Source organism: Verrucomicrobiia bacterium (assembly GCA_019634625.1).
In the GTDB taxonomy this organism is placed as follows: Bacteria; Verrucomicrobiota; Verrucomicrobiia; order Limisphaerales; family CAIMTB01; genus CAIMTB01.
Genome location: JAHCBA010000005.1, coordinates 156,520 through 174,710, shown reverse-complemented (window position 1 = coordinate 174,710; position 18,191 = coordinate 156,520). Strand labels below are relative to the sequence as shown.

The window sequence follows — 18,191 nt, the reverse complement described above, 5'->3', positions numbered from 1 at the left end:
ACTGCGGGGCTGAGCAGCGATCTCGCGGCAACCTCGGGAGGGCAGGCTGGATATACGGCAGCGCGGTCAGATCTCGATCCACTGACCCGGAATGGGAACGGGGTAGCGGCCGGAAGTGTCCGCTTGCACGGGGACGGGCCCATCGAGGGAAAGATCCTCGAGGTTCGGGCAGAACTGGAAGGATGAGGTCATGGCTTCCTGCCAGGAGACGATGCGGCCCATGTGAATGGCGGCGCGGCCCAGGATCATGGTGAGATTTGAGAGGGCGGCCGGGCGGGCCTGATTGAGGGGCAGGTCGTGACGGATCGCGTGGAGCAGATCGTTCCATTGGGCCTGCCAGGCGGTGGTTTCCTCGCGGGGTGCCTCCCATTCGAGATTGCCCCTCTCGATGCGCTGGTCCTTGAAGATCCGGACCGTGGCGGCGTGGATGTTGCCGGAGAACTGGGCGGCCCTGCGCGTGCCATGAATGTAGGTCGCGAATTCGTCGTGGCAGCGCGGGATGTAGCGGACCACGTCAAAGGCGCGCGTGCCGTCAGGAAAGGTCCATTCGGCGGAGAAGGAGTCGAGGTTCTGGCTGCAATCCGTGCTGTTGGCGACGCGGCCTCCGACGCCATGAGCGTTCACGGGCCAGGCGTCCTTGATCCAGCAGATCTCGTCCACTTGATGGATGTCCATTTCGGCGAACAGGCCGCCCGAGACCCATAGAAACTTGGTGAAATTGCGGAGCTGCCACTCGATCTCCGGGATCGCTTCCGGTTTTCGTCCGAGCGGCCCGGACGCCTCCATGCGGTAGGCGCGGATCATCAGGATGTCACCCAGCTCTCCATCGCGGATCCGGCGGATCAGTTCCTGGCGGTTGCGGGAATGGCGGCACATCAGGCCGGCCGCGATCTTGAGGCCCTTCCGATCGGCCTCCTCGCCGGCGCGCAGGATGCGGCGCACGCCGGGTGGATCGGTGGCGAACGATTTCTCCATGAACACATGCACCCCGCGCTGGACCGCGTACTCGAGCTGGGCCGGACGAAACCCGGCATAGCCGGTGAGCAGGGCGATGTCGCCCGAACCGGGACGCAGGCAGTCGATGGCATGTCGGAAGGCATCGAACCCGATGAACCGCCGGTCCGGCGGCACGTCGATCCGGTCGCCATAGGCCCCGGACAACGCGTGGTGGGAACCGGTGAGGCGATTCTCGAAGAGGTCGGCCATGGCGACCAGCCGGACGGGCCCGCCGGAGGCTTCGAGCGCGTTGGCCACGGCACCGCTCCCGCGCCCGCCGCAGCCGATCAGCGCCATTCGGAGGGTGTCGCTGCCCGAGGCATGCACGGCGGGCAGGGGCAGCCCGGACAACGCGGCGCCGGCTGCTGCGGCGGAACCGGAGGCGAGGAAGCGGCGACGGGAGGATTTCGGGACGGGCCGACCCGGGGAGGATGACAGCGGGTGCATGCGGCATGGCAGCACGTCCCGATCCCATTTGACAACGGATCTCCGGGCTCGCGCGAGCGCGCGAGCCAGTGCATCCCGGAGTTGTCGGTAGAGGTGCGAACTCCGCCAAGCGGCGCTTCGGAGGGCCGAGTTCCACGAGGCCGCAACGGTGTGGAGCGTTGGGTTGAGGACTCGCGGAGCTCGTCCCTCCGGTTCGCTGGCTCGGTACCGACAACTTGGGGATGCACCGGCGCGAGCCCGTTCGTGAATTCGCTCTTGAGTTTTGTTTCCCCGGCGAGACTCTTGCCGGCTCTATGTCTTCGGCAGCGACCCAACCGACGCCCGTGGCTCCCCCCCCGGAGCAGGATCGGATGATGCAGGTGATGGCCTGGCTCGAGATCCATCAGGCCCGGCTGATCGCGGCCCTGGTGGTGATCATCCTGGGGGTTTCCGTGCTGCTGGTCTGGCGGAACGTGCGGGCGGACCGGGAGTCGAAGGCCAATGCCGCCCTGCTCGCGCTGCGCGCCCGCCCCGGCGTTTCGGAGACGGCCCCCAGAGCGGCCGATTATCTGAGGGTGGCCGACCAGTATCCCTCCTCGATGGCCGGGCGACGGGCGCAACTGCTGGCGGCGGGGGCGTTTTTCGAGGCGGGTCAGTACTCGGAAGCCCTTTCCGAATTCGAGAAGGCGGGCGAACGCCAACGTTCGGGATCGCTCGCCGCCCAGGCCGCCTACGGTGTCGCTGCCTCGCTCGATGCCCTGGATCGGATCGATGACGCCGTGGCCCGTTATCAGGCGGTCATCGTGGAGTACGCGGGTGACAGCGTGGCCGGACAGGCCCGGCTTGCCCTGGCCCGCATTCACGCGAGCCGGGGGCAACCGGAGATCGCCCTCCGCCTCTACGATGAAGTTCTGCGTGACCGCGACGCCGGCGCCTTCGCCCAGCAGGCCATGCAGCAGCGCGAGTCGTTGATCCGGTCGCATCCCCAACTGGCCGGCAACGGCGCGCCGGTCGATTCGGTGCCCTGACGTGTCGTCACCCACGGCCCGGATTCCCATCGAGGTGGCTGCCGGGCTGATTTTCCGGGAGGGGCGCCTTCTCATCACCCAACGCCCGCCCGGTTCGCACCTTGCCGGGCTTTGGGAGTTTCCGGGTGGCAAGAGGGAACCGGGCGAGCCCTGGGAAGCCTGTCTCCGACGCGAACTCCACGAAGAGTTGGGGATCGAGGCGGGCGTGGACGGGCTGTATCAGGAGATCGAGTTCGAGTATCCGGGGAAGCAGGTGAGACTGCGCTTCTATCGGGCCCGGGTGCTCGAAGGGGAGCCGCAACCGCTGGGATGCGCGGCCCTGCGCTGGATTGGTCCCGATGGCCTCGACGCCCACGCGTTTCCAGCGGCCGACGCACTGCTCCTCGACCGCCTCCGTGCGGACCGCGTGTCCTGGGCGCGATGACAGGCGATCAGCCGTCTTCGGGGATGCGCCCCCAGCGCGTCGGCGTTCCGGGCGAGCGGATGCCGGGAGTCATGATGCCTTCGAAGCTTCGCACAGTACCTCCCACACCGGAGGTGGCTTCGCGGCTTGGCCTGGGCGGGCGGATCACATCGCCCCGCTGGTCAACGGGCGGGAGAGGGTAAGGCCGGGTGCCTGGGCGCGGCGCCGAACCGGCCCCGCCGGAGGCAGGCGTCTGGACCAGTCGGGGTGCGGCGAGCGGGGGAGGGATTGGAGCCGGGTGGGGATGCTGGGGCGGGCCGGCACTGGCCGCGGAGGCTCCGGGTGAAGCGACTGCCGCGGTGGCGTTGGGTGACGTCGGGGGTTCGGCGGACCCGGCAGACCGGGTCGATCCCGATGCGTCTGGGAGCAGGTCGGCCAGGGTTTGCTGCATCACCATCGAAAGCGTTCCCAGAAATCGCGCCGACAGATCGGCTCGCCGGGGCGTGTCTTCAGGGGGAGGGGCCTCCGAAGCTGGCCGGGGCGCCGGAGGGACGGGTGTTGCCAGCGGGACACTTGCAGGAGCCGTTGGGGCAGGCTCGTTGTGGGGTGCCTTGGGGATGGTCCATTCCGCCGCGGCCGACTGGTGGCGCCGCACCCAATCCGCCCCGTTCTCGGTGCGCTCGGTCAGCCCGGCCAGGGCGACCGCCAGAGTCAATCCGGCAGGCACCGCCGGGTGCGGATCGCGGACGCCAAAGTCGCGGATGCAGACGATGCGTTTCCGGAGGGTCCTCACGTCATCGAGGACGCCTGCCAGGGCGGGGACGAGGCGTTTCGGCGCACACTCCTCCAGCAGGCGCAGGAGAGTGAGCCCGTACTCCCGGGAGGCGCCCGGAAAGCACGACCGGAGGACCATGCTGTCGCAGACTTCCTCCCGGACGGCGAGCAGGCGCCGGAGGGCGAGCCAGACGACAGGGTTGAACCAGTGGAGGATCTGGATGGCCGCCAGGACCCAGTTCAGCGCCAGGTCCGCGCGTTTCACGTGAGCGAGTTCATGGAGGAAGAGAAACCGGATCTCGTCCGGGGTGAGCCGGCTGAGGAGACCATTGGGCAGGAGCAGGCGCGGCCGCCAGCATCCCGAGATGGCGGGGGAGGTGATTCCGGAAGTCTCGACGACCGTCACCCGTTCGCGCACCGCCATCACCGCCTTGCTCTGGCGGAGCAGGTCCAGCACCTCCGCATCGAGGATGGGCGAGGTGGCGCGCAAGGCGTGGACGAGCCGACGATGATCCCGCCAGACGAGAAAGGCCAGGATGAGCGCTCCCGGGAACCACAGGGCCAGCGCCCACACGAACCACCCGGGAGTATCGACGAGGGGATCGGGGAGCGCTTCGTGGGAGACCACCAGGGGCGCGGGCAGGCCCAGCACCTGCAATGCCACGCCGGCCACATTCGCCGGGGCGAGGTCCACCAGGTTGAAGAGGCTGAACGAGCTTTCCGGCGCGGCAGGCAGCAGCAGTCTTGCCACCACCACCAGCCACATGGCGTATCGCCAGCGCGGCGGCAGGCTCCTCCCCACGGTCCGCTCCAACCCCCACACCACGACCGCCAGGATGGCGGCATGGGCGGAGTTGCGCAGGAGCCAGCCGAACAGCCAGCCCGCCGCTTCGGCGAGCCCTTGCATGGCCTAGTCCCTGCCGGTCAACACATCCCGCAGCTCCTTCAGATCGGTGGGGGAGAGCCGCTCATGCTGAACGAAGTGGGCGACCATGGGCGCCAGGGCCCCGTCGAACACCCGTTCCAGGAACGACCGGCTGTAGTGGGCCACCGCATCCTCCTCGCTGATTCCCGCCCGGTAAATGTAGGCCCGGCCGTCCTCCTTGTAGGTGAGTGCCCGCTTCTTCACCAGCCGGCCAATCAACGTCCGCGCCGTCTTGGGATGCCAGGGCTCACGGGAATTCAACGCCTCGAGGATCTCGTTGGCCGTGCACGGGCCACGGGACCAGACGATCTTCATGATCTGCCACTCGGTTTCTGAAATGCGCGGAACCTTCTTCATGACGACTGTGGTGTTCCCACCCGACTACGCGGGTAGTCGCTTCAGGGCAAGCCGGAAATTGGGCCGGCGTCGGAAACCGATGCCTTCAGGAGCTGTGGGGAGAGAGGTGCGAGCCTCGCGAAGCGTGGCCCCGGAGGGCCGGGTTCCATGAGGCCCCAGGGGAGGGGTGCCATGGATTGGGGACTCGCGGAGCCCGTCCCTCCGATTCTCTGCCTCCTCACCCACCACCCGGGGTGCACCGCCAGGGAGCCTGTCTGAAACCGCGGGCCCCGCCGGTCACGCCGTCGGCCAGTCCCGCAGGAGCCCGATCAGGTCCGACACCGCCGGGCTGCGCCCCGTCCGCACATAGAATCCACTGGTCCCCACGCCGCACAGCAGGGCCTGGCCGTTGGTCAGGCCGAGGAGTTTCCCGAGCACGAACCCGGAATTGAAATGGTCGCCCGCCCCGGTGGTGATCAGGGGTTTGGCCACAAATGGGCCGTCCACATCGTCCACTCCGGCGCCGCTGGTGGCGAGGGCGTGCCGGGTCGGATGCACGACCACGGTATCCACCGGAACTTCGCGCCGGATGGCCGCCGTCAAGGCCTGAAGATCCGTCCGGCCCTGGTGAAAACCGGACAACCCCAACACCTCCCCCACCTCGAAGGCCTCCTTCTCGTTGAGGCCGAGGATGCAGTCGAAATGCTTCTGGAACCCGACGATCAATTCGAGGGCCCGCTTCCGCTCGCTCAACGGGCGCTTCTCGGGATCCGCCAGGTCGAAAAACATCGAGCGGCGCGGTCCTGTCAGCTTCGGGCAGATCTCCCGCTGCATTGCCTCCCAGATGTCGCTCATGTACGGCAGCATGGTCCAGTTCACGAACCCCACGAGCGACGTGCTTCCCATGTGGTGTTCGACCAGCTCCCGCTTGCCCTGTTCCTCGATGGCCTCCCAGGTCACTTCCGCCAAGGGAAACATCTTGCCAAGCAGCAGTTTTCCATCCTCGAACTCGAGCGCGTCGGTACGTCCCGGATCGGCGATGCTGTGGACCTCGGCCCGCGTCGCCAGTTCCTCGAAGACCGGATGGAGCGTCGGATGACCCAGGGCGCCGAGATAGGTGACGCGGACGCCAAAGGCGGCCAGGGCATTGGCCATGATGGGTCCGTTGCCGCCCAGTTTCGTGCGGGTGGTGACCAGTTCGATGTTGGTGCTGCGACCGGCGGCGGCGCCGATCCGTTCGGCCAGCGCCGAGATGGTGGGTATTCGCGAGTAGTCCTCCGAGTTTCGCCGCTCGTCCACCACCGCGATGATTTCGTCCACGAACCCGTCGAGGCCGAGGAATGCCGTCAGTTCCGGCACCCGGCCGGACGCGGCTTCGAGGGCGTCGGCGCAGGCGCTGCGCAATGCTGTTGTGTTCATGAATTCGCTTCGTTTCCTTGGCCGGGCCACCCCGGCTTCCCTAAACCGCTCCGTTTCCCGGAGGGTCGGATTCCTCCATGCGGATGCCCATGACCTCGAGGACCCGTTCGAGATCGGCGTCGTTGGCGAACCGGATGTCGATCTGCCCGCGCCCCTGGCGGTACCGCAGGTTCACCCGCGTTCCCAGGCGCTGCCGCAACTGGTCCTCCATCGCCGCCACATGCGGATCCCGTCCGCCTCCCGCCCCGGACGACGCGGGTGCCGCGGCGGGTCCGGAGGGCGCGGACTCCGGCTTCGCCGTCCACAGGGCGACGAGTTCCTCCACCTGGCGAACGCTAAGACCGTCGTCGAGCACCCGTCGGGCGGCGCGGGTTTGAGGTTCGCCGGGGGGCAGTGCAAGGATGGCCTTGGCATGGCCGGCGGTAAGGCGGCCTGCCCGCAGCCAGCCCTGAACGTCGCCCGGCAGCTTGAGGAGGCGCAGCGCGTTGGCCACCGACGCACGGCTTCGCCCGACCCGGGTGGCGACGGCCTCCTGGGTGAGGTCGAATCGTTCCATCAATTCCCCGTACCCCTGGGCCTCCTCCATCGGGTTCAACCCCTCCCTTTGGAGGTTCTCCACCAGCATCCATTCGAGTGCCGTGGTGTCGTCCGCCTCCCGCACGATGACGGGCACCTCGGCCATCCCGGCCCGCTGGGCGGCCCGCCAGCGCCGTTCTCCTGCGATCAGTTCGAGGAACTCGCCCTGTTGCCGTACCACTAGAGGCTGAAGGATTCCCTGTTCCCGGATCGAATCCGTCAGTTCCTGCAGGCTCTGCTCCGGAAAATCGCGCCGCGGCTGCAGGGCGGACGGACGGATCCGCCCGACCGGCACCCGCTCCACCCCGCCTTCTCCCGGCACCCTCGAGACCGCGGAGGGGGCGGAGGTCCCGGACGGCCCGATCGGCGGGGGCGCAACACTTGGCGTCGCATCAGGCGCCGAATTGGGCGCCGCATTGGGCGCCGCCGGCGGCCCTGACGCGGCCGGCGCGGACTCCGTCGAGGCCCCGCCGGGCGTTCTGCCGCCCAGCAACGCTGACAACCCACGACCTAGCGCCGGTTTGGACATCGAAGCGCGGACTCTCCCGAACCTTCCCCCCCAAGTCAAACCAGCCGGACTTTCCCCGGATCCCTATCGAACGATTTGGCTTGAGGAGGGATAAGGGCTTCTGGGGCCCAGAGGTTTTGTACGCTTCCGCTGCAGGCTCAGTTCGACGGACTGCTGGCGGGTTGGGAGACACTATCGCGGGGACAACCGGTCCAGGAGAGGAGAGCGATCAACCGATTGCTACAACAATATAAAATAATAGGACTGGCAAATGACTGTTGACCGGGTTGCATCTAATACGCCCGGCAAGATTGGGTTGACGATCTGCGATCAGGGCGTCCATGGCGGCTCGATCGGATTCATGGGGGGTACCGGGCAGGAATGTGGCGTCCACAACATAATGCCCGACTTAATATACTAGAATGCAATACCCGAAGAATTCGGGGACTTCCCTGCCGCCCGCCACATCGCTTCACTTCCCCGAACAACCCCGTCCCGCGATGCATGCCGCCGTTCGCGCCCTGGCCTTAGGTTTTGGCTTTGCCCTGCCCTGCGCTCCTGCCCTTGGGGTTGTCGCGGGCGGCGAATGGACCGAAGGCGACGGGTTCCGCCTCCGGCCCCTCGCCGGCCGGAATGCAGACCCGGCCCGGGTCGGGTTCACCCGACTCTCCGCCGACCGTACCGGAATCCGCTTTGTCCACCGTCTGGACGAGGCAGACGGGGCGGTCCGACGGGTTCTGGAGAACGGCGCCGGGGTGGCGGCGGGGGATTATGATGGCGACGGCAGGCCGGACGTGTTCCTGGCCAGTCTGTCGGGAGGGAGCGCCTTGTATCGAAACCTTGGGGACTGGCGGTTCCGGGAGGTTACGGACGAATCCGGCCTGGGCCTCGCCGGCGAGGCGGTCCGAGGGGCGGTCTTTGCCGACCTCGACGGCGATGGCCACCTCGATCTCCTGGTTGCCACCCTGGCCAATGGGCTCCGTTGCTTCATGAACTGTGGCGACGGGCGCTTTCGCGAGACCACCCGTGAAGCCTTTCCCGCGATCTGGCCCGGGACCACCACCCTGGCCCTGGCCGACGTGGATGGCGACGGCACCCTGGATCTCTACGTCGTTCGCTACCGGGCCGAGGACGTGCGGGACGATCCCAATGTCGAGGCCCGCGTCGTGGGGGGGCGCACGGTCCTGCATCCGAAGTATCGCGACCGGCTCTTCATCGGGCCCCGCGGGCTCCTCGAGTACGGCGAGCCCGACGTGCTGCTGCTGAATGACGGCACCGGGCGGTTTCGGGCCGTTTCGTGGACCGGAGGGGCCTTCCTGGACGAGGCGGGACAACCCCTCGCGGGTCCGCCGCGCGACTGGGGGCTCGCCGCGTCCTTCCGCGACGTCAACGGCGACGGGCTCCCTGACCTCTACGTTTGCAACGACTACTGGACGCCCGACCGGTTCTGGATCAACGCGGGCCAGGGCCGGTTTCGGGCCGCTCCCCTCGATGCGCTGCGCCACACCAGCGAGAATTCGATGGGGGTGGACTTTGCCGACCTCGACGGGGACGGCGAGGTGGATTTCCTCGTTCTCGACATGCTTGCCCGCGACCCGGCGCTGCGTCGTCGTCAGGCCCTCGCCCAAACGCCCCAGGGCCGCCTGCCGGGCACCTTCCTCGACCGTCCCCAGGTGATGCGCAACACCCTTTTCCTGAACCGGGGCAACGGCACGTTTGCGGAGATCGCCGACTTCGCCGGACTCGCCGCCTCCGACTGGTCCTGGCAACCGCTCTTCCTCGATGTGGACCTCGACGGGTTTGATGATGTCATCATCTCGACCGGACATCGGCGGGACATCCAGGATCTGGATGCCACGGCCCGGGTACGATCCCTCCAACGGCCGTGGCCGCCGGGTCTTGACGCGGAGGCCCGGTTGCGCCGGTTCCAGCAGGATCTCCGGGACCACAACCGGCTCTATCCGTCATTGGCCACGCCGATGGTTGCCTTCCGACAGACGGCTCCGCTGCGGTTTGAAGATGTCTCGGCCGACTGGGGATTCCGGATTCCGGGGGTCCATCAGGGATTCGCGGCGGCCGATTTCGACGGGGACGGAGATCTCGACCTGGTCATCAACGCGCTTGACGGTCCGGTGGCCGTGTACCGGAACGAGGCGGCCCTGCCCCGGCTCGCCGTTCGCCTCATTGGCCTGCCGCCCAACACGGAGGGCATCGGCGCCGTCGTCACGCTGCAGGGCGGTGCCGGTCCGGTTCAGTCCCGGGAAGCGGTCAGCGGGGGCCGGTATTTGTCCGGGGGTCAACCGCTGCTGGTCTTCGCCACCGGGCCGAACCCGGGCCCGATGAAGCTGACGGTTCGCTGGCGGGACGGCCGGCATCGGATCCTCGAAGGGGTCCGACCGGACCGCCTGTACGAGATACGGCAGCCGCGGCATCGGCGACGACGCCTGGGCGGTTCCCGCTGCCTCGGACGCCGCCTGGTCCATCCGGATCAGCAGTCCGTGAGCCCAGGGCGGCAGGAGCGCTGATTTTGGAGTTCACGACGGGCCGGAGGTGACTCCGGTCCGTTTTTTTGCCAAAGGAGGCCGCGATGTCCGATGCGCATCTGGTGTTTACCCTCCTCGGTCTGACCCTTGCCGCCTTCGTCTGGGGTCGGCTGCGCTATGACCTCGTGGCCTTGCTGGCCCTGATCGCGGCGGTGCTGGTCGGCGTGGTCGAACCCACCGAGGCCTTCCTCGGCTTCGGCCACCCGGCCGTCATTACCGTGGCCGCCGTTCTCGTTCTCTCCCGCGGTTTTCAGCGGTCCGGCCTGGTGGACTGGATGACCGGCCGGCTTCTCAAGGTTGGCGACGCGATCACCTGGCAGCTTCTCGCCCTGGTGGGGACCGTGGCGGTGATGTCGGCCTTCATGAACAACGTGGGGGCCCTGGCCCTGCTGCTTCCCGTGGCCATGCGTATCGCCCGCGAACATCGGACTCCGCCTTCCCGGCTGCTGATGCCCCTGGCCTTCGGCTCTCTCCTCGGGGGCCTGTCCACCCTGATCGGCACCCCCCCGAACATCATCGTCTCGAACTTCCGTGCCGACCGCGTCGGCGAAAGCTTCGGCCTGTTCTCATTCCTTCCCGTCGGCGGCGGTGTCGCTCTTGCCGGGGTCGCCTTCCTCGTCTTCCTCGGCTGGCGTCTCACCCCGCTCCGCAAGGGACAGGCCTCGCAGGACGAACTGTTCGAGACTGCCGATTACCTCAGTGAACTCCAGGTTGTCGCCGAAGCGAAGGGTGCCGGCTGGACCCTCCGCGAGCTGCAGGACGCCTGCGAGGACGCCGTGCCCGTGGTCGCCGTCATCCGCGGCTCCCGCCGCATTCCCGGGCACGCCTTTCACGGCATCCTCCGTCCGGAGGACGTCCTCCTCGTCGAGGCGGAGCCCGAGGAACTCCGCACGCTCCAGGAGAAGAGCGGATTCCAACTCGCCGGCGGCGGCAAGGTGGCAGAGCAACTCGCCTCCGCGGCCGACCTCAAGATCGTCGAGGCGGTCGTCCGATCCGACGCTCCGATCGTGAATCGCACGGTGGCCCAGCTCCGGCTTCACGAACGGCACGGCCTTCACCTCCTCGCCGTCGCCCGCGACGGCGGGCGGCTCCGGCAGCGACTGAACCAGGTCCGGTTCCATGCCGGTGACGTTCTCCTGCTGCAGGGCGATGACGATGGACTGGCGGAAAGCCTGTCGGCTCTCGGCTGCCTGCCCCTGGCCAGCCGCGACCTGGGACTCGGCAAACCCCGGCGCCTCCTCCTTTCCGTCGCCCTCTTCGCCGCCGCGGTCGTTGCCATGCTCCTTGGCTGGCTGCCGTCGGCCATCGCCCTCACCTTCGCCGCCGTTGCCTTTGTCCTCACCGGCATTCTGCCCCTGCGCGAGGTGTACGATGGCATCGACTGGCCCATCATCGTTCTGCTGGGCGCCCTGATCCCGGTGGGCGAAGCCCTCGAAGCCACAGGTGGAGCACGGATGATCGCCCAGGGTCTGATGTCGGCCAGTGGCGCGTGGCCCCCCTTTGTGGCGCTGATTCTCCTGTTCACCATCACCCAGGCGCTCTCCGACGTCATCAACAACGCCGCGGCGGCCGTCCTCATGGCCCCCATCGCCATGCGTCTCGCCGACGGCTTCTCGGCGTCCCCCGACCCGTTCCTGATGGCCGTCGCGGTGGCGGCCTCATGTTCGTTCCTTACTCCGATCGGGCACCAGTCGAACACGCTGGTCATGGGGCCCGGTGGCTACCGGTTTGGCGACTACTGGCGGGTGGGGCTTCCGCTCACTTTCGTGGTCATGGGGGTGGCGATTCCCCTGATTCTGGTGGTCTGGCCGATGTAGGGCGGCACAGCACATCGAGGGCCCGCAACGTCGCGGCATTCCGGTTTTCGGTGCCCAGCTTGTTGAAGATGTGGCCGAGGTGGACCTTCACCGTCTTTTCCGCCATGCCGAGGATGCCGCCCACCTCCGGGTTGCTCTTCCCCTGCGCCACCCAGAGCAGGACCTCCGCCTCGCGCGGGGTCAGGCCGAACGCCTGTTCCAGCGGCAGCGGGGAACTGAAATCCGGATGAAACCCCCCAGGTTCGCCCGCGGCTTCCGAGCGGGCCGCCTCCCGTTCCAGTCGGGCGCGCACCGCCCGCAGGACCTCGTCCACGGCCGCCGGCTTGACGAGGTAATCGTCCGCTCCCAGTTCCATTCCGAGCCGCTGGTCCTTCCGCTCGCCGCGGGCGGTGAGGAAGATCACCGGGATTCCGGCGGTCCCCTTTTCCCGGCGGAGGGTCCGCAGCACCTCATGGCCGTCCACCTCCGGCATCATCACATCGCACAGGATCACCGACGGCTTCTCCTGTCGCACCCGTTCCAATCCCTCCGCTCCGTCCACCGCGGTGACGGCCCGGTACCCTTCCATCTCCAGGATGGTCCGCAGATTCTCCCGCGTCTGGGCGTCGTCCTCGATGATCAGTATGGTGGTCATAGGGTCCGGTTCACCCGTCTCCCGGCTCGTCCGATCCGGTCCGCCCGGTCGCCTCGAACAGCGGCAACCGCACCGTGAACGTGGTGCCGGCCCCCACCGAACTGGTGAACGCCACGGTTCCACCGTGCCGCTCCACGCACCGTTTCACGATCACCAGGCCGAGCCCCGTTCCCGAGCGGCTCCCGACATTGCTGCCGCGGCGAAAGGATTGGAAGAGCCGAGCCTGGTCGGACTCCGGGATGCCGCATCCCCGGTCCGACACTTCGAACACCGCGTCCCGTCCCTCCCGCCGGATGCCGAATCCCACCGGCACACCGGGCGGGGAATACTTCACGGCGTTCGAGAGCAGGTTGGTGAACACATGACCCAGCAGGGACTCGTCCCCCGTGGCCCCCTCGAGGTCGCCGTCCGCATGGAATTCCCACGTCACGTCACCCCCTGTTGCCGCCCGCACCTCATCCCCCATCCGGCCCTGAAACGCCCGCAGATCGAGCGGCGTACGGGTCAGTTCCACCCGGCCCGCCTCGAAGCGGCCGAGCAGCAGCACCTCGTCCATCATCTCCGCCATGCGACGCACCGCCTTCCGGATCGCCGCGACCTGACCGGCCCGTCGGCCGGGCTCAAGCCGGTCGTGGTACCGTTCCAGGATCTCCGCGGAGGAGAGGATGACTTCGAGCGGCGTGCGGAATTCGTGGGAGACCAGGGAGACAAAGTTGCTTTTCAGCTCGCCCAGTTCGCGCTCGTGGGCCAGGGCCCGACGCAACTGTTCCTCGACGGCCCGCCGCTCGGTCACGTCCAGGCTTGCCGAGAGAATGCTCGGTTCCCCGTCGATCTCGACGAGTTCCGCCGCCAGGAGAAACGTCCGCTCCCGTCCGTCGCGCAGCCGGATGCCCACCTCACGGCCCCGCACATGACCGTCCTCCCCCACGTCGCGAAACACCGCCTCCCGGTCGGCCGGATTCACCCAGATGCCCAGGTCCACCGTGGAACGTCCCAGCACTTCGTCCCGGGCGAACCCCGTCACCGACAGGAACGCTTCGTTCACCTCGAACAGCGCTCCGTCGCGCAGGCGCGCCAGCGTCATGACCGCGGGGCTGCTCGAAAAGGCGCTCAGGAACCGTTGCTGGGAGGCGCGCAGGGCCTCGCGTCCTTCCCGCAGATCGGCCTCCACCCGGGCCCGCTCCGCCACCTCCCGGCGCAGGCTGGCGTTGGTGCCTTCCAGTTCCGCCGTGCGCGCCGCGATCCGCGCCTCCAGTTCCGATGCCTCGCGTCGTCGCTGCCGCAGGCGCCACAGGAGCAGGGCCACCCACCCCGCGAGCCCCGTCGCGACGGCTCCGGGTGCCATGGTCCAGCCCAACTCCACCCACTCCTGGCGCGGGCCCAAGGGTGCCCGCAGTCCCCCATCCTCAGCGCCCGCCGCCCCGTGGGCGGCACGCACCGCCAGAATTCCGATCCCGCACGCCAGGGAACCGGCCAACCTCGGCAGCCGCCACCATCCGCGCTGTCTTCGACCGGTCACGACGCGGAACCTATCCGAGTCCCGTCAGCCCGCTCCAGCCCGGCCTTCCGCCCCGCCCGCGGTGCGGAGGGCGTCTTCCACAAGGCCCCCCCGTGGAGTGGAAGGTCCGATGGGTTGCGTCATCACGCCAAAACGCTCGCTCAGGATTCCCGTTGAGTCAGGATGCAGGCCATGCAGATCGACGTCGGGATCGTGACGATTTCAGATCGGGCCTCGCGTGGGGATTACGAGGATCTGGGGGGACCGGCGTTGCGGGAAGCGGCGGGGGGATACGGGTGGCGGGTGCTGGCGGAGGACCTGGTGCCGGACGAACGGCGGGAGATTCAGCGGGCGATCCGGGCGCAGATCGAGAAGGGATGTTCGCTGGTCCTGACGACGGGCGGGACGGGAATCGCCGTGCGGGATGTGACGCCCGAGGCGGTGCGGGAGATGGCCCGGTGCGAATTGCCCGGGTTCGGGGAGGCGATGCGGATGGAATCGCTGAAGCTCACCCCGAATGCGATCCTGTCGCGGGGATTGGCGGCGGTTGTGGAGCGGAGCCTGGTGGTCTGTCTGCCGGGGAAGCCGCGGGGGGCGGTGGAATGCCTGGGATTCGTGGCGGGAGCCATTCCGCACGGGGTCAAGGTGGTGCGGGAGGTGCCGACCTCGTGCTGATCGCCCGCCCTTACTGCATGGGTACGGCCGAGCGCCCGCTCTGAGAACGCGGGATCAGAGGAGGTTGGCGGCGAGTTCGGCGAGCTCGGAGCGTTCGCCCTTCTCGAGGTGGACATGGGCGGCGAGGGCCTGGTCGCGGAAACGGTCGATGAGGAAGACGAAGCCGTTGGAACTGGAGTCCACGTAGGGGTTGTCGATCTGCCAGGGATCGCCGGTGAAGACGATCTTGGTGCCCTGGCCGACGCGGGTGAGGATGGTTTTGACTTCGATGGGGGTGAGGTTCTGGGCCTCGTCGATGACGATGAACTGATGGGGGATGCTGCGACCCCGGATATAGCTGAGGGCCTCGACGACGATGCTGCCATTGCGCATGAGGTCGGCGCTGCGGCGGTTTTCCTGGCCCATGTTGAGGTCGCCGAGCAGTTCGAGGGCGTCGTGGATGGGCTGCATCCAGGGGGCCAGCTTTTCCTCGAGGGTGCCCGGGAGGAATCCGATTTCGCGTCCCATGGACACGGTGGGGCGGGCGACGAGGACGCGGCGGAACTCACGGTCCACGACGGAGCGGCGGAGTCCGGCGGCCAGGGCGAGGAGGGTTTTGCCGGTGCCCGCCTTGCCCATGAGGGTGACCAGCTTGATGCGGTCGTCGAGGAGGGCATCGAAGGCGAAATGCTGCTCGCGATTCCGGGGGCGGATGCCCCAGACGCCCTCGCGGGCATCGACGATGGGGACGAGGAGGCGGCCCTGGGGATCGACCTTGCAGAGGAGGCTGCGTTTGGGGTGGGTCTGGTCGATGAGCGTGCAGTATTCGTTGGGGGAGTAACGGTGATCGGTGGGAAGCGGGAGCTGGTCGTTGGCCTTGAACTCCGCGAGGGCCTCCGGGGTGACGGCGTGTTCGATGAGGCCGCTGTAGAGCTCGGAAAGCTGGACGCGGTCCGTCTCGTAGTCCTCCGCCGGGAGCCCGAGGGCATCGGCCTTGAGGCGGAGGTTGATGTCCTTGGTGACGACGACCAGGGGAAGGCTGGGATCGAGTTCCCGGGCGCCGAGGGCGCGGGCGAGGATGCGGTTGTCCGTGCTGCGGGAAGGGGTGCCGTTGGTGGAGGCGGAGGGGCGATGGGGCGGGGAGGACGGGGCGCCCTGGGGATCGAAGATGATGCGCAGGGTGCCGCCGCCGGGCAGCTGGATGCCCTCGCCGAGATGGCCCTTGGCACGCCAGCCATCGAGGAGGCGGGAGACGGTGCGGGCGTTGCGTCCGAGTTCGGAGGATTCGCGCTTGAAGCGGTCGATTTCCTCGATGACTTCGATGGGGATCAGGACGTTGTTGTCCTGGAAGCTGACGAGGGAATTGGGATCGTGAAGGAGGACGTTGGTGTCGAGGAGGAAGTTTTTTTTCACGCGGAGGAGGATTGCCTCAGGGAGCGCATGCGACCGTACCAGTCGCGGAGATGGGCCATGGCTGCCGGCAGTTCGTAGTGACCGGTGAAGAGAAAGTTGGCGAGGATGCCGAAGAGGCAGAAGTCCGCGAAGACGGGGCGGGAGGCGAGGAGGAAGGGGCGTGCGGCGAGCATCTTCTCGGCCGGGTTGAGGAGGACTTCCAGACGGGCGAGGAGTTGGGGGTGCTGACCCCGCCACTCCTCGAGGCAGCCGCGCCCGAAGCGGCGTTCCTTGTGGCGTACGAACCCGCAATGATCGGCCTTGGGGACGAACTCGCGCCAGTAGATGTCGTTGAGCTTGAAGCCCACCGCCTCGACGTCGTTCTCGAAGTAACGCCAGAGGATGTCCTGCACGCCCTCGCACTCGCGGGGGAACAGATCCAGGGCGAAGCGGTTGTCGAGGTACTTGGCGATGACCTGGGAGTCGGGGCCGGTTTCGAAGACCACCTGGCGGCCGTGCTTCAGGACCGGCACCTCATAGTACCGGGCGCGGGTTAGCTGCCACAGACGTTTGCGGTCGCCAGCGGACACCTCGACGGTCTTGAAGGGAATCCGGCCGAATTCGAGGATCCTGCGCTGGATGAGGCAGTAGGGGCTCCAAGCCAGTTGGTAGAGAGAGATCATGGAAGGCGTTCAGAACAGGCGCGGCGACCAATCGGAGGAGTAGCCCTGGAAAAGGCGCGCATCGCGTTCCATGACGGCGAAAGACGGGGGGCAGCGTAGGAATTGGGGGAGGGGCGACTCAAGAGAAAAGCCCATTGAGGGATCGGCGCCCGTGCATCCCGGAGTTGTGGGTGGAGGTACGAACTACGCCAAGCGGCGCTTCGGAGGGCCGAGTTCCACGAGGCTGCAACGGAGTGGAGCGTTGTGTTGAGGACTCGCAGAGCTCGCCCTTCCGATTCGCTGGCTCCTCACCCACAACTCCGGGATGCACCTGATCGGCGCCGGAATCCTCGGCGAACCTTTCGCCAATGGCCGCACGGAAATTCTTGTGGGTTTCGGGCAGGAGCAAGGCGTCAACAACTGTGAGCCTGACTATATAGCCAGTGGCGTCAACAAATAGGGGTCTGACTTATTGCCGTAGTCTCGTTGCCGTAGGGTCAACATTAGTGAGCCTGACCTATTGTTGTAAGGGATGGGATTTGGCCGGCTTGTATCGTCGCTCCTGGGTCACAGCCCGCTGTCGGGTATGCTCGATCCTCCTCCTCCGCGCCTCGGCATCCGGCCATTTCTTCGAAACCGGGCCCCTTCGAATTTTCAGAGAGGCTCCGAGGGCTCGAAAGCGTGGATTGTCGGCGGCGGGTTGGGCAGACTTCCGGCGTGGCGCATCATCCGACCGCCGTGATTGATTCCCGGGCCCGCATCGATCCGACGGCTGAGGTGGGCCCGCACACGGTCATCGACGGCCATGTCGAGCTGGGGCCGGGATGCCGGGTGGGTCCGCTGGTGCATCTGACGGGATGGACCCGGATCGGGGCCGGGAACTCCTTCGGAGCGGGGTGCGTCATTGGCGGTCCGCCGCAGGATCTGCGCTATGGAGGTGAGCCGACGCGGCTGGAGATCGGGGAGGGCAATACCTTTCGGGAACATGTCACGGTGCATTGCGCCAACCGGGCGGACGAGCCGACGCGGATCGGGTCCGGCGGCTTCTTCATGGCGCACTGCCACGTCGGGCACAACGCCCAGATCGGGGACCGGGTGATCATCGCGAACGGGGCGCAACTGGGCGGGCATGTGGTGATCGAGGACATGGCGTTCATCTCGGCAAACTGCCTGATCCACCAGTTTGTGCGGGTGGGGACGCTGGCGCTGATGCAGGGGGACTCCGGCATCAGCAAGGACCTGGCGCCGTTCTGCATCGCGCGGGACCACAACCGGGTATGCGGCTTGAATGTGATCGGGCTGCGACGGGCGGGATTGCCGGCGGCGGTCCGATTGGAACTGCGCCGGATCTACCACGCGCTGTTCCGCACCGGGCTGGGATTCCGGGCGGCGTTGGCGGCGGCGGAACCGCTGGCGGAGAGCGAATGGGGGTTGCGGTTGGTGACCTTTGCCAAGGGGAGCCGGCGCGGCCTGGTGACGGAGCGCCGGCATGCGGCGCAGGGCCGGCCCGCGCCGGGGGAAGAGTCTGGGGACGAGCGGGAGGAGGATTGACCGGGAAAGGCTGGCCCGGGTCGGGGCGGCGCCTTATGTTCGGTCGTTG

15 protein-coding genes are annotated in these 18,191 nt (G+C 67.6%); 6 read left to right on the top strand and 9 right to left on the bottom strand.

Going from position 1 to position 18,191, the window contains the following annotated elements:
* Positions 1 to 66 precede the first annotated feature (66 nt).
* Positions 67 to 1,443, bottom strand: a complete 1,377-nt coding sequence (locus KF833_04915) for a Gfo/Idh/MocA family oxidoreductase (protein ID MBX3744628.1) — start codon at positions 1,441 to 1,443, stop codon at positions 67 to 69.
* A gap of 323 nt (positions 1,444 to 1,766) precedes the next feature.
* On the opposite strand from KF833_04915, the gene KF833_04910 reads away from it, so the two are divergent.
* On the top strand, positions 1,767 to 2,450 hold the full coding sequence (locus KF833_04910; protein ID MBX3744627.1) for a tetratricopeptide repeat protein: 684 nt from the start codon (positions 1,767 to 1,769) through the stop codon (positions 2,448 to 2,450).
* Positions 2,451 to 2,472: 22 nt separating this feature from the next.
* Entirely contained in the window at positions 2,473 to 2,874 is a 402-nt protein-coding gene (mutT, locus tag KF833_04905; protein ID MBX3744626.1) for an 8-oxo-dGTP diphosphatase MutT, read from the top strand.
* 7 nt (positions 2,875 to 2,881) lie between these two features.
* On the opposite strand, the gene KF833_04900 is transcribed toward mutT, so the two are convergent.
* The 4 genes from KF833_04900 to KF833_04885 form a co-directional block, all read right to left on the bottom strand.
* The gene (locus KF833_04900; GenBank protein ID MBX3744625.1) at positions 2,882 to 4,534 is read right to left on the bottom strand and encodes a hypothetical protein; all 1,653 of its coding nucleotides are present in this window, start codon (positions 4,532 to 4,534) and stop codon (positions 2,882 to 2,884) included.
* A 3-nt stretch (positions 4,535 to 4,537) separates the two neighbouring features.
* Positions 4,538 to 4,909: a BlaI/MecI/CopY family transcriptional regulator gene (locus KF833_04895; GenBank protein MBX3744624.1), complete on the bottom strand. Its 372-nt coding sequence runs from the start codon at positions 4,907 to 4,909 to the stop codon at positions 4,538 to 4,540.
* Between the two features lie 276 nt (positions 4,910 to 5,185).
* A complete protein-coding gene (locus KF833_04890; GenBank protein MBX3744623.1) occupies positions 5,186 to 6,307 on the bottom strand; it encodes a hypothetical protein in 1,122 nt (373 codons plus the stop codon).
* A 40-nt stretch (positions 6,308 to 6,347) separates the two neighbouring features.
* Positions 6,348 to 7,412 carry a ParB/RepB/Spo0J family partition protein gene (locus tag KF833_04885; protein ID MBX3744622.1) on the bottom strand — a complete coding sequence of 355 codons (1,065 nt, stop codon included), beginning with the start codon at positions 7,410 to 7,412 and terminating at the stop codon, positions 6,348 to 6,350.
* Positions 7,413 to 7,891: 479 nt separating this feature from the next.
* On the opposite strand from KF833_04885, the gene KF833_04880 reads away from it, so the two are divergent.
* Together KF833_04880 and KF833_04875 are read left to right on the top strand one after the other, a co-directional pair.
* Positions 7,892 to 9,916, top strand: coding sequence for a CRTAC1 family protein (locus KF833_04880; GenBank protein ID MBX3744621.1), 2,025 nt, complete (start codon positions 7,892 to 7,894; stop codon positions 9,914 to 9,916).
* Positions 9,917 to 9,978: 62 nt separating this feature from the next.
* Positions 9,979 to 11,751, top strand: a complete 1,773-nt coding sequence (locus KF833_04875; protein MBX3744620.1) for an anion permease — start codon at positions 9,979 to 9,981, stop codon at positions 11,749 to 11,751.
* On the opposite strand, the gene KF833_04870 is transcribed toward KF833_04875, so the two are convergent.
* Positions 11,705 to 12,385, bottom strand: a complete 681-nt coding sequence (locus KF833_04870; protein ID MBX3744619.1) for a response regulator transcription factor — start codon at positions 12,383 to 12,385, stop codon at positions 11,705 to 11,707. The genes KF833_04875 and KF833_04870 overlap by 47 nt on opposite strands.
* Before the next feature lie 10 nt (positions 12,386 to 12,395).
* Positions 12,396 to 13,904, bottom strand: a complete 1,509-nt coding sequence (locus tag KF833_04865) for a PAS domain S-box protein (GenBank protein MBX3744618.1) — start codon at positions 13,902 to 13,904, stop codon at positions 12,396 to 12,398.
* Positions 13,905 to 14,066: 162 nt separating this feature from the next.
* On the opposite strand from KF833_04865, the gene KF833_04860 reads away from it, so the two are divergent.
* On the top strand, positions 14,067 to 14,558 hold the full coding sequence (locus tag KF833_04860) for a MogA/MoaB family molybdenum cofactor biosynthesis protein (GenBank protein ID MBX3744617.1): 492 nt from the start codon (positions 14,067 to 14,069) through the stop codon (positions 14,556 to 14,558).
* A gap of 54 nt (positions 14,559 to 14,612) precedes the next feature.
* Here KF833_04860 and KF833_04855 read toward each other — a convergent pair whose 3' ends face one another.
* Together KF833_04855 and KF833_04850 are read right to left on the bottom strand one after the other, a co-directional pair.
* A complete protein-coding gene (locus KF833_04855) occupies positions 14,613 to 15,950 on the bottom strand; it encodes a PhoH family protein (protein ID MBX3744616.1) in 1,338 nt (445 codons plus the stop codon).
* Positions 15,947 to 16,612: a glutathione S-transferase gene (locus KF833_04850; GenBank protein MBX3744615.1), complete on the bottom strand. Its 666-nt coding sequence runs from the start codon at positions 16,610 to 16,612 to the stop codon at positions 15,947 to 15,949. Before KF833_04850 ends, KF833_04855 begins: the two co-directional genes overlap by 4 nt.
* A 696-nt stretch (positions 16,613 to 17,308) precedes the next feature.
* Between KF833_04850 and lpxA the strand changes: the two genes are divergently transcribed.
* Positions 17,309 to 18,142: an acyl-ACP--UDP-N-acetylglucosamine O-acyltransferase gene (gene lpxA / locus KF833_04845; GenBank protein MBX3744614.1), complete on the top strand. Its 834-nt coding sequence runs from the start codon at positions 17,309 to 17,311 to the stop codon at positions 18,140 to 18,142.
* Positions 18,143 to 18,191: the final 49 nt, after the last annotated feature.

Coding starts and splice junctions, on each gene's coding strand:
- KF833_04900 (MBX3744625.1), bottom strand. CDS start 4,534: ATGCAAGGGCTCGCCGAAGCGGCGGGCTGGCTGTTCGGCTGGCTCCTG.
- KF833_04915 (MBX3744628.1), bottom strand. CDS start 1,443: ATGCACCCGCTGTCATCCTCCCCGGGTCGGCCCGTCCCGAAATCCTCC.
- KF833_04870 (MBX3744619.1), bottom strand. CDS start 12,385: ATGACCACCATACTGATCATCGAGGACGACGCCCAGACGCGGGAGAAT.
- KF833_04895 (MBX3744624.1), bottom strand. CDS start 4,909: ATGAAGAAGGTTCCGCGCATTTCAGAAACCGAGTGGCAGATCATGAAG.
- KF833_04880 (MBX3744621.1), top strand. CDS start 7,892: ATGCATGCCGCCGTTCGCGCCCTGGCCTTAGGTTTTGGCTTTGCCCTG.
- KF833_04860 (MBX3744617.1), top strand. CDS start 14,067: ATGCAGGCCATGCAGATCGACGTCGGGATCGTGACGATTTCAGATCGG.
- KF833_04850 (MBX3744615.1), bottom strand. CDS start 16,612: ATGATCTCTCTCTACCAACTGGCTTGGAGCCCCTACTGCCTCATCCAG.
- KF833_04885 (MBX3744622.1), bottom strand. CDS start 7,412: ATGTCCAAACCGGCGCTAGGTCGTGGGTTGTCAGCGTTGCTGGGCGGC.
- KF833_04875 (MBX3744620.1), top strand. CDS start 9,979: ATGTCCGATGCGCATCTGGTGTTTACCCTCCTCGGTCTGACCCTTGCC.
- KF833_04890 (MBX3744623.1), bottom strand. CDS start 6,307: ATGAACACAACAGCATTGCGCAGCGCCTGCGCCGACGCCCTCGAAGCC.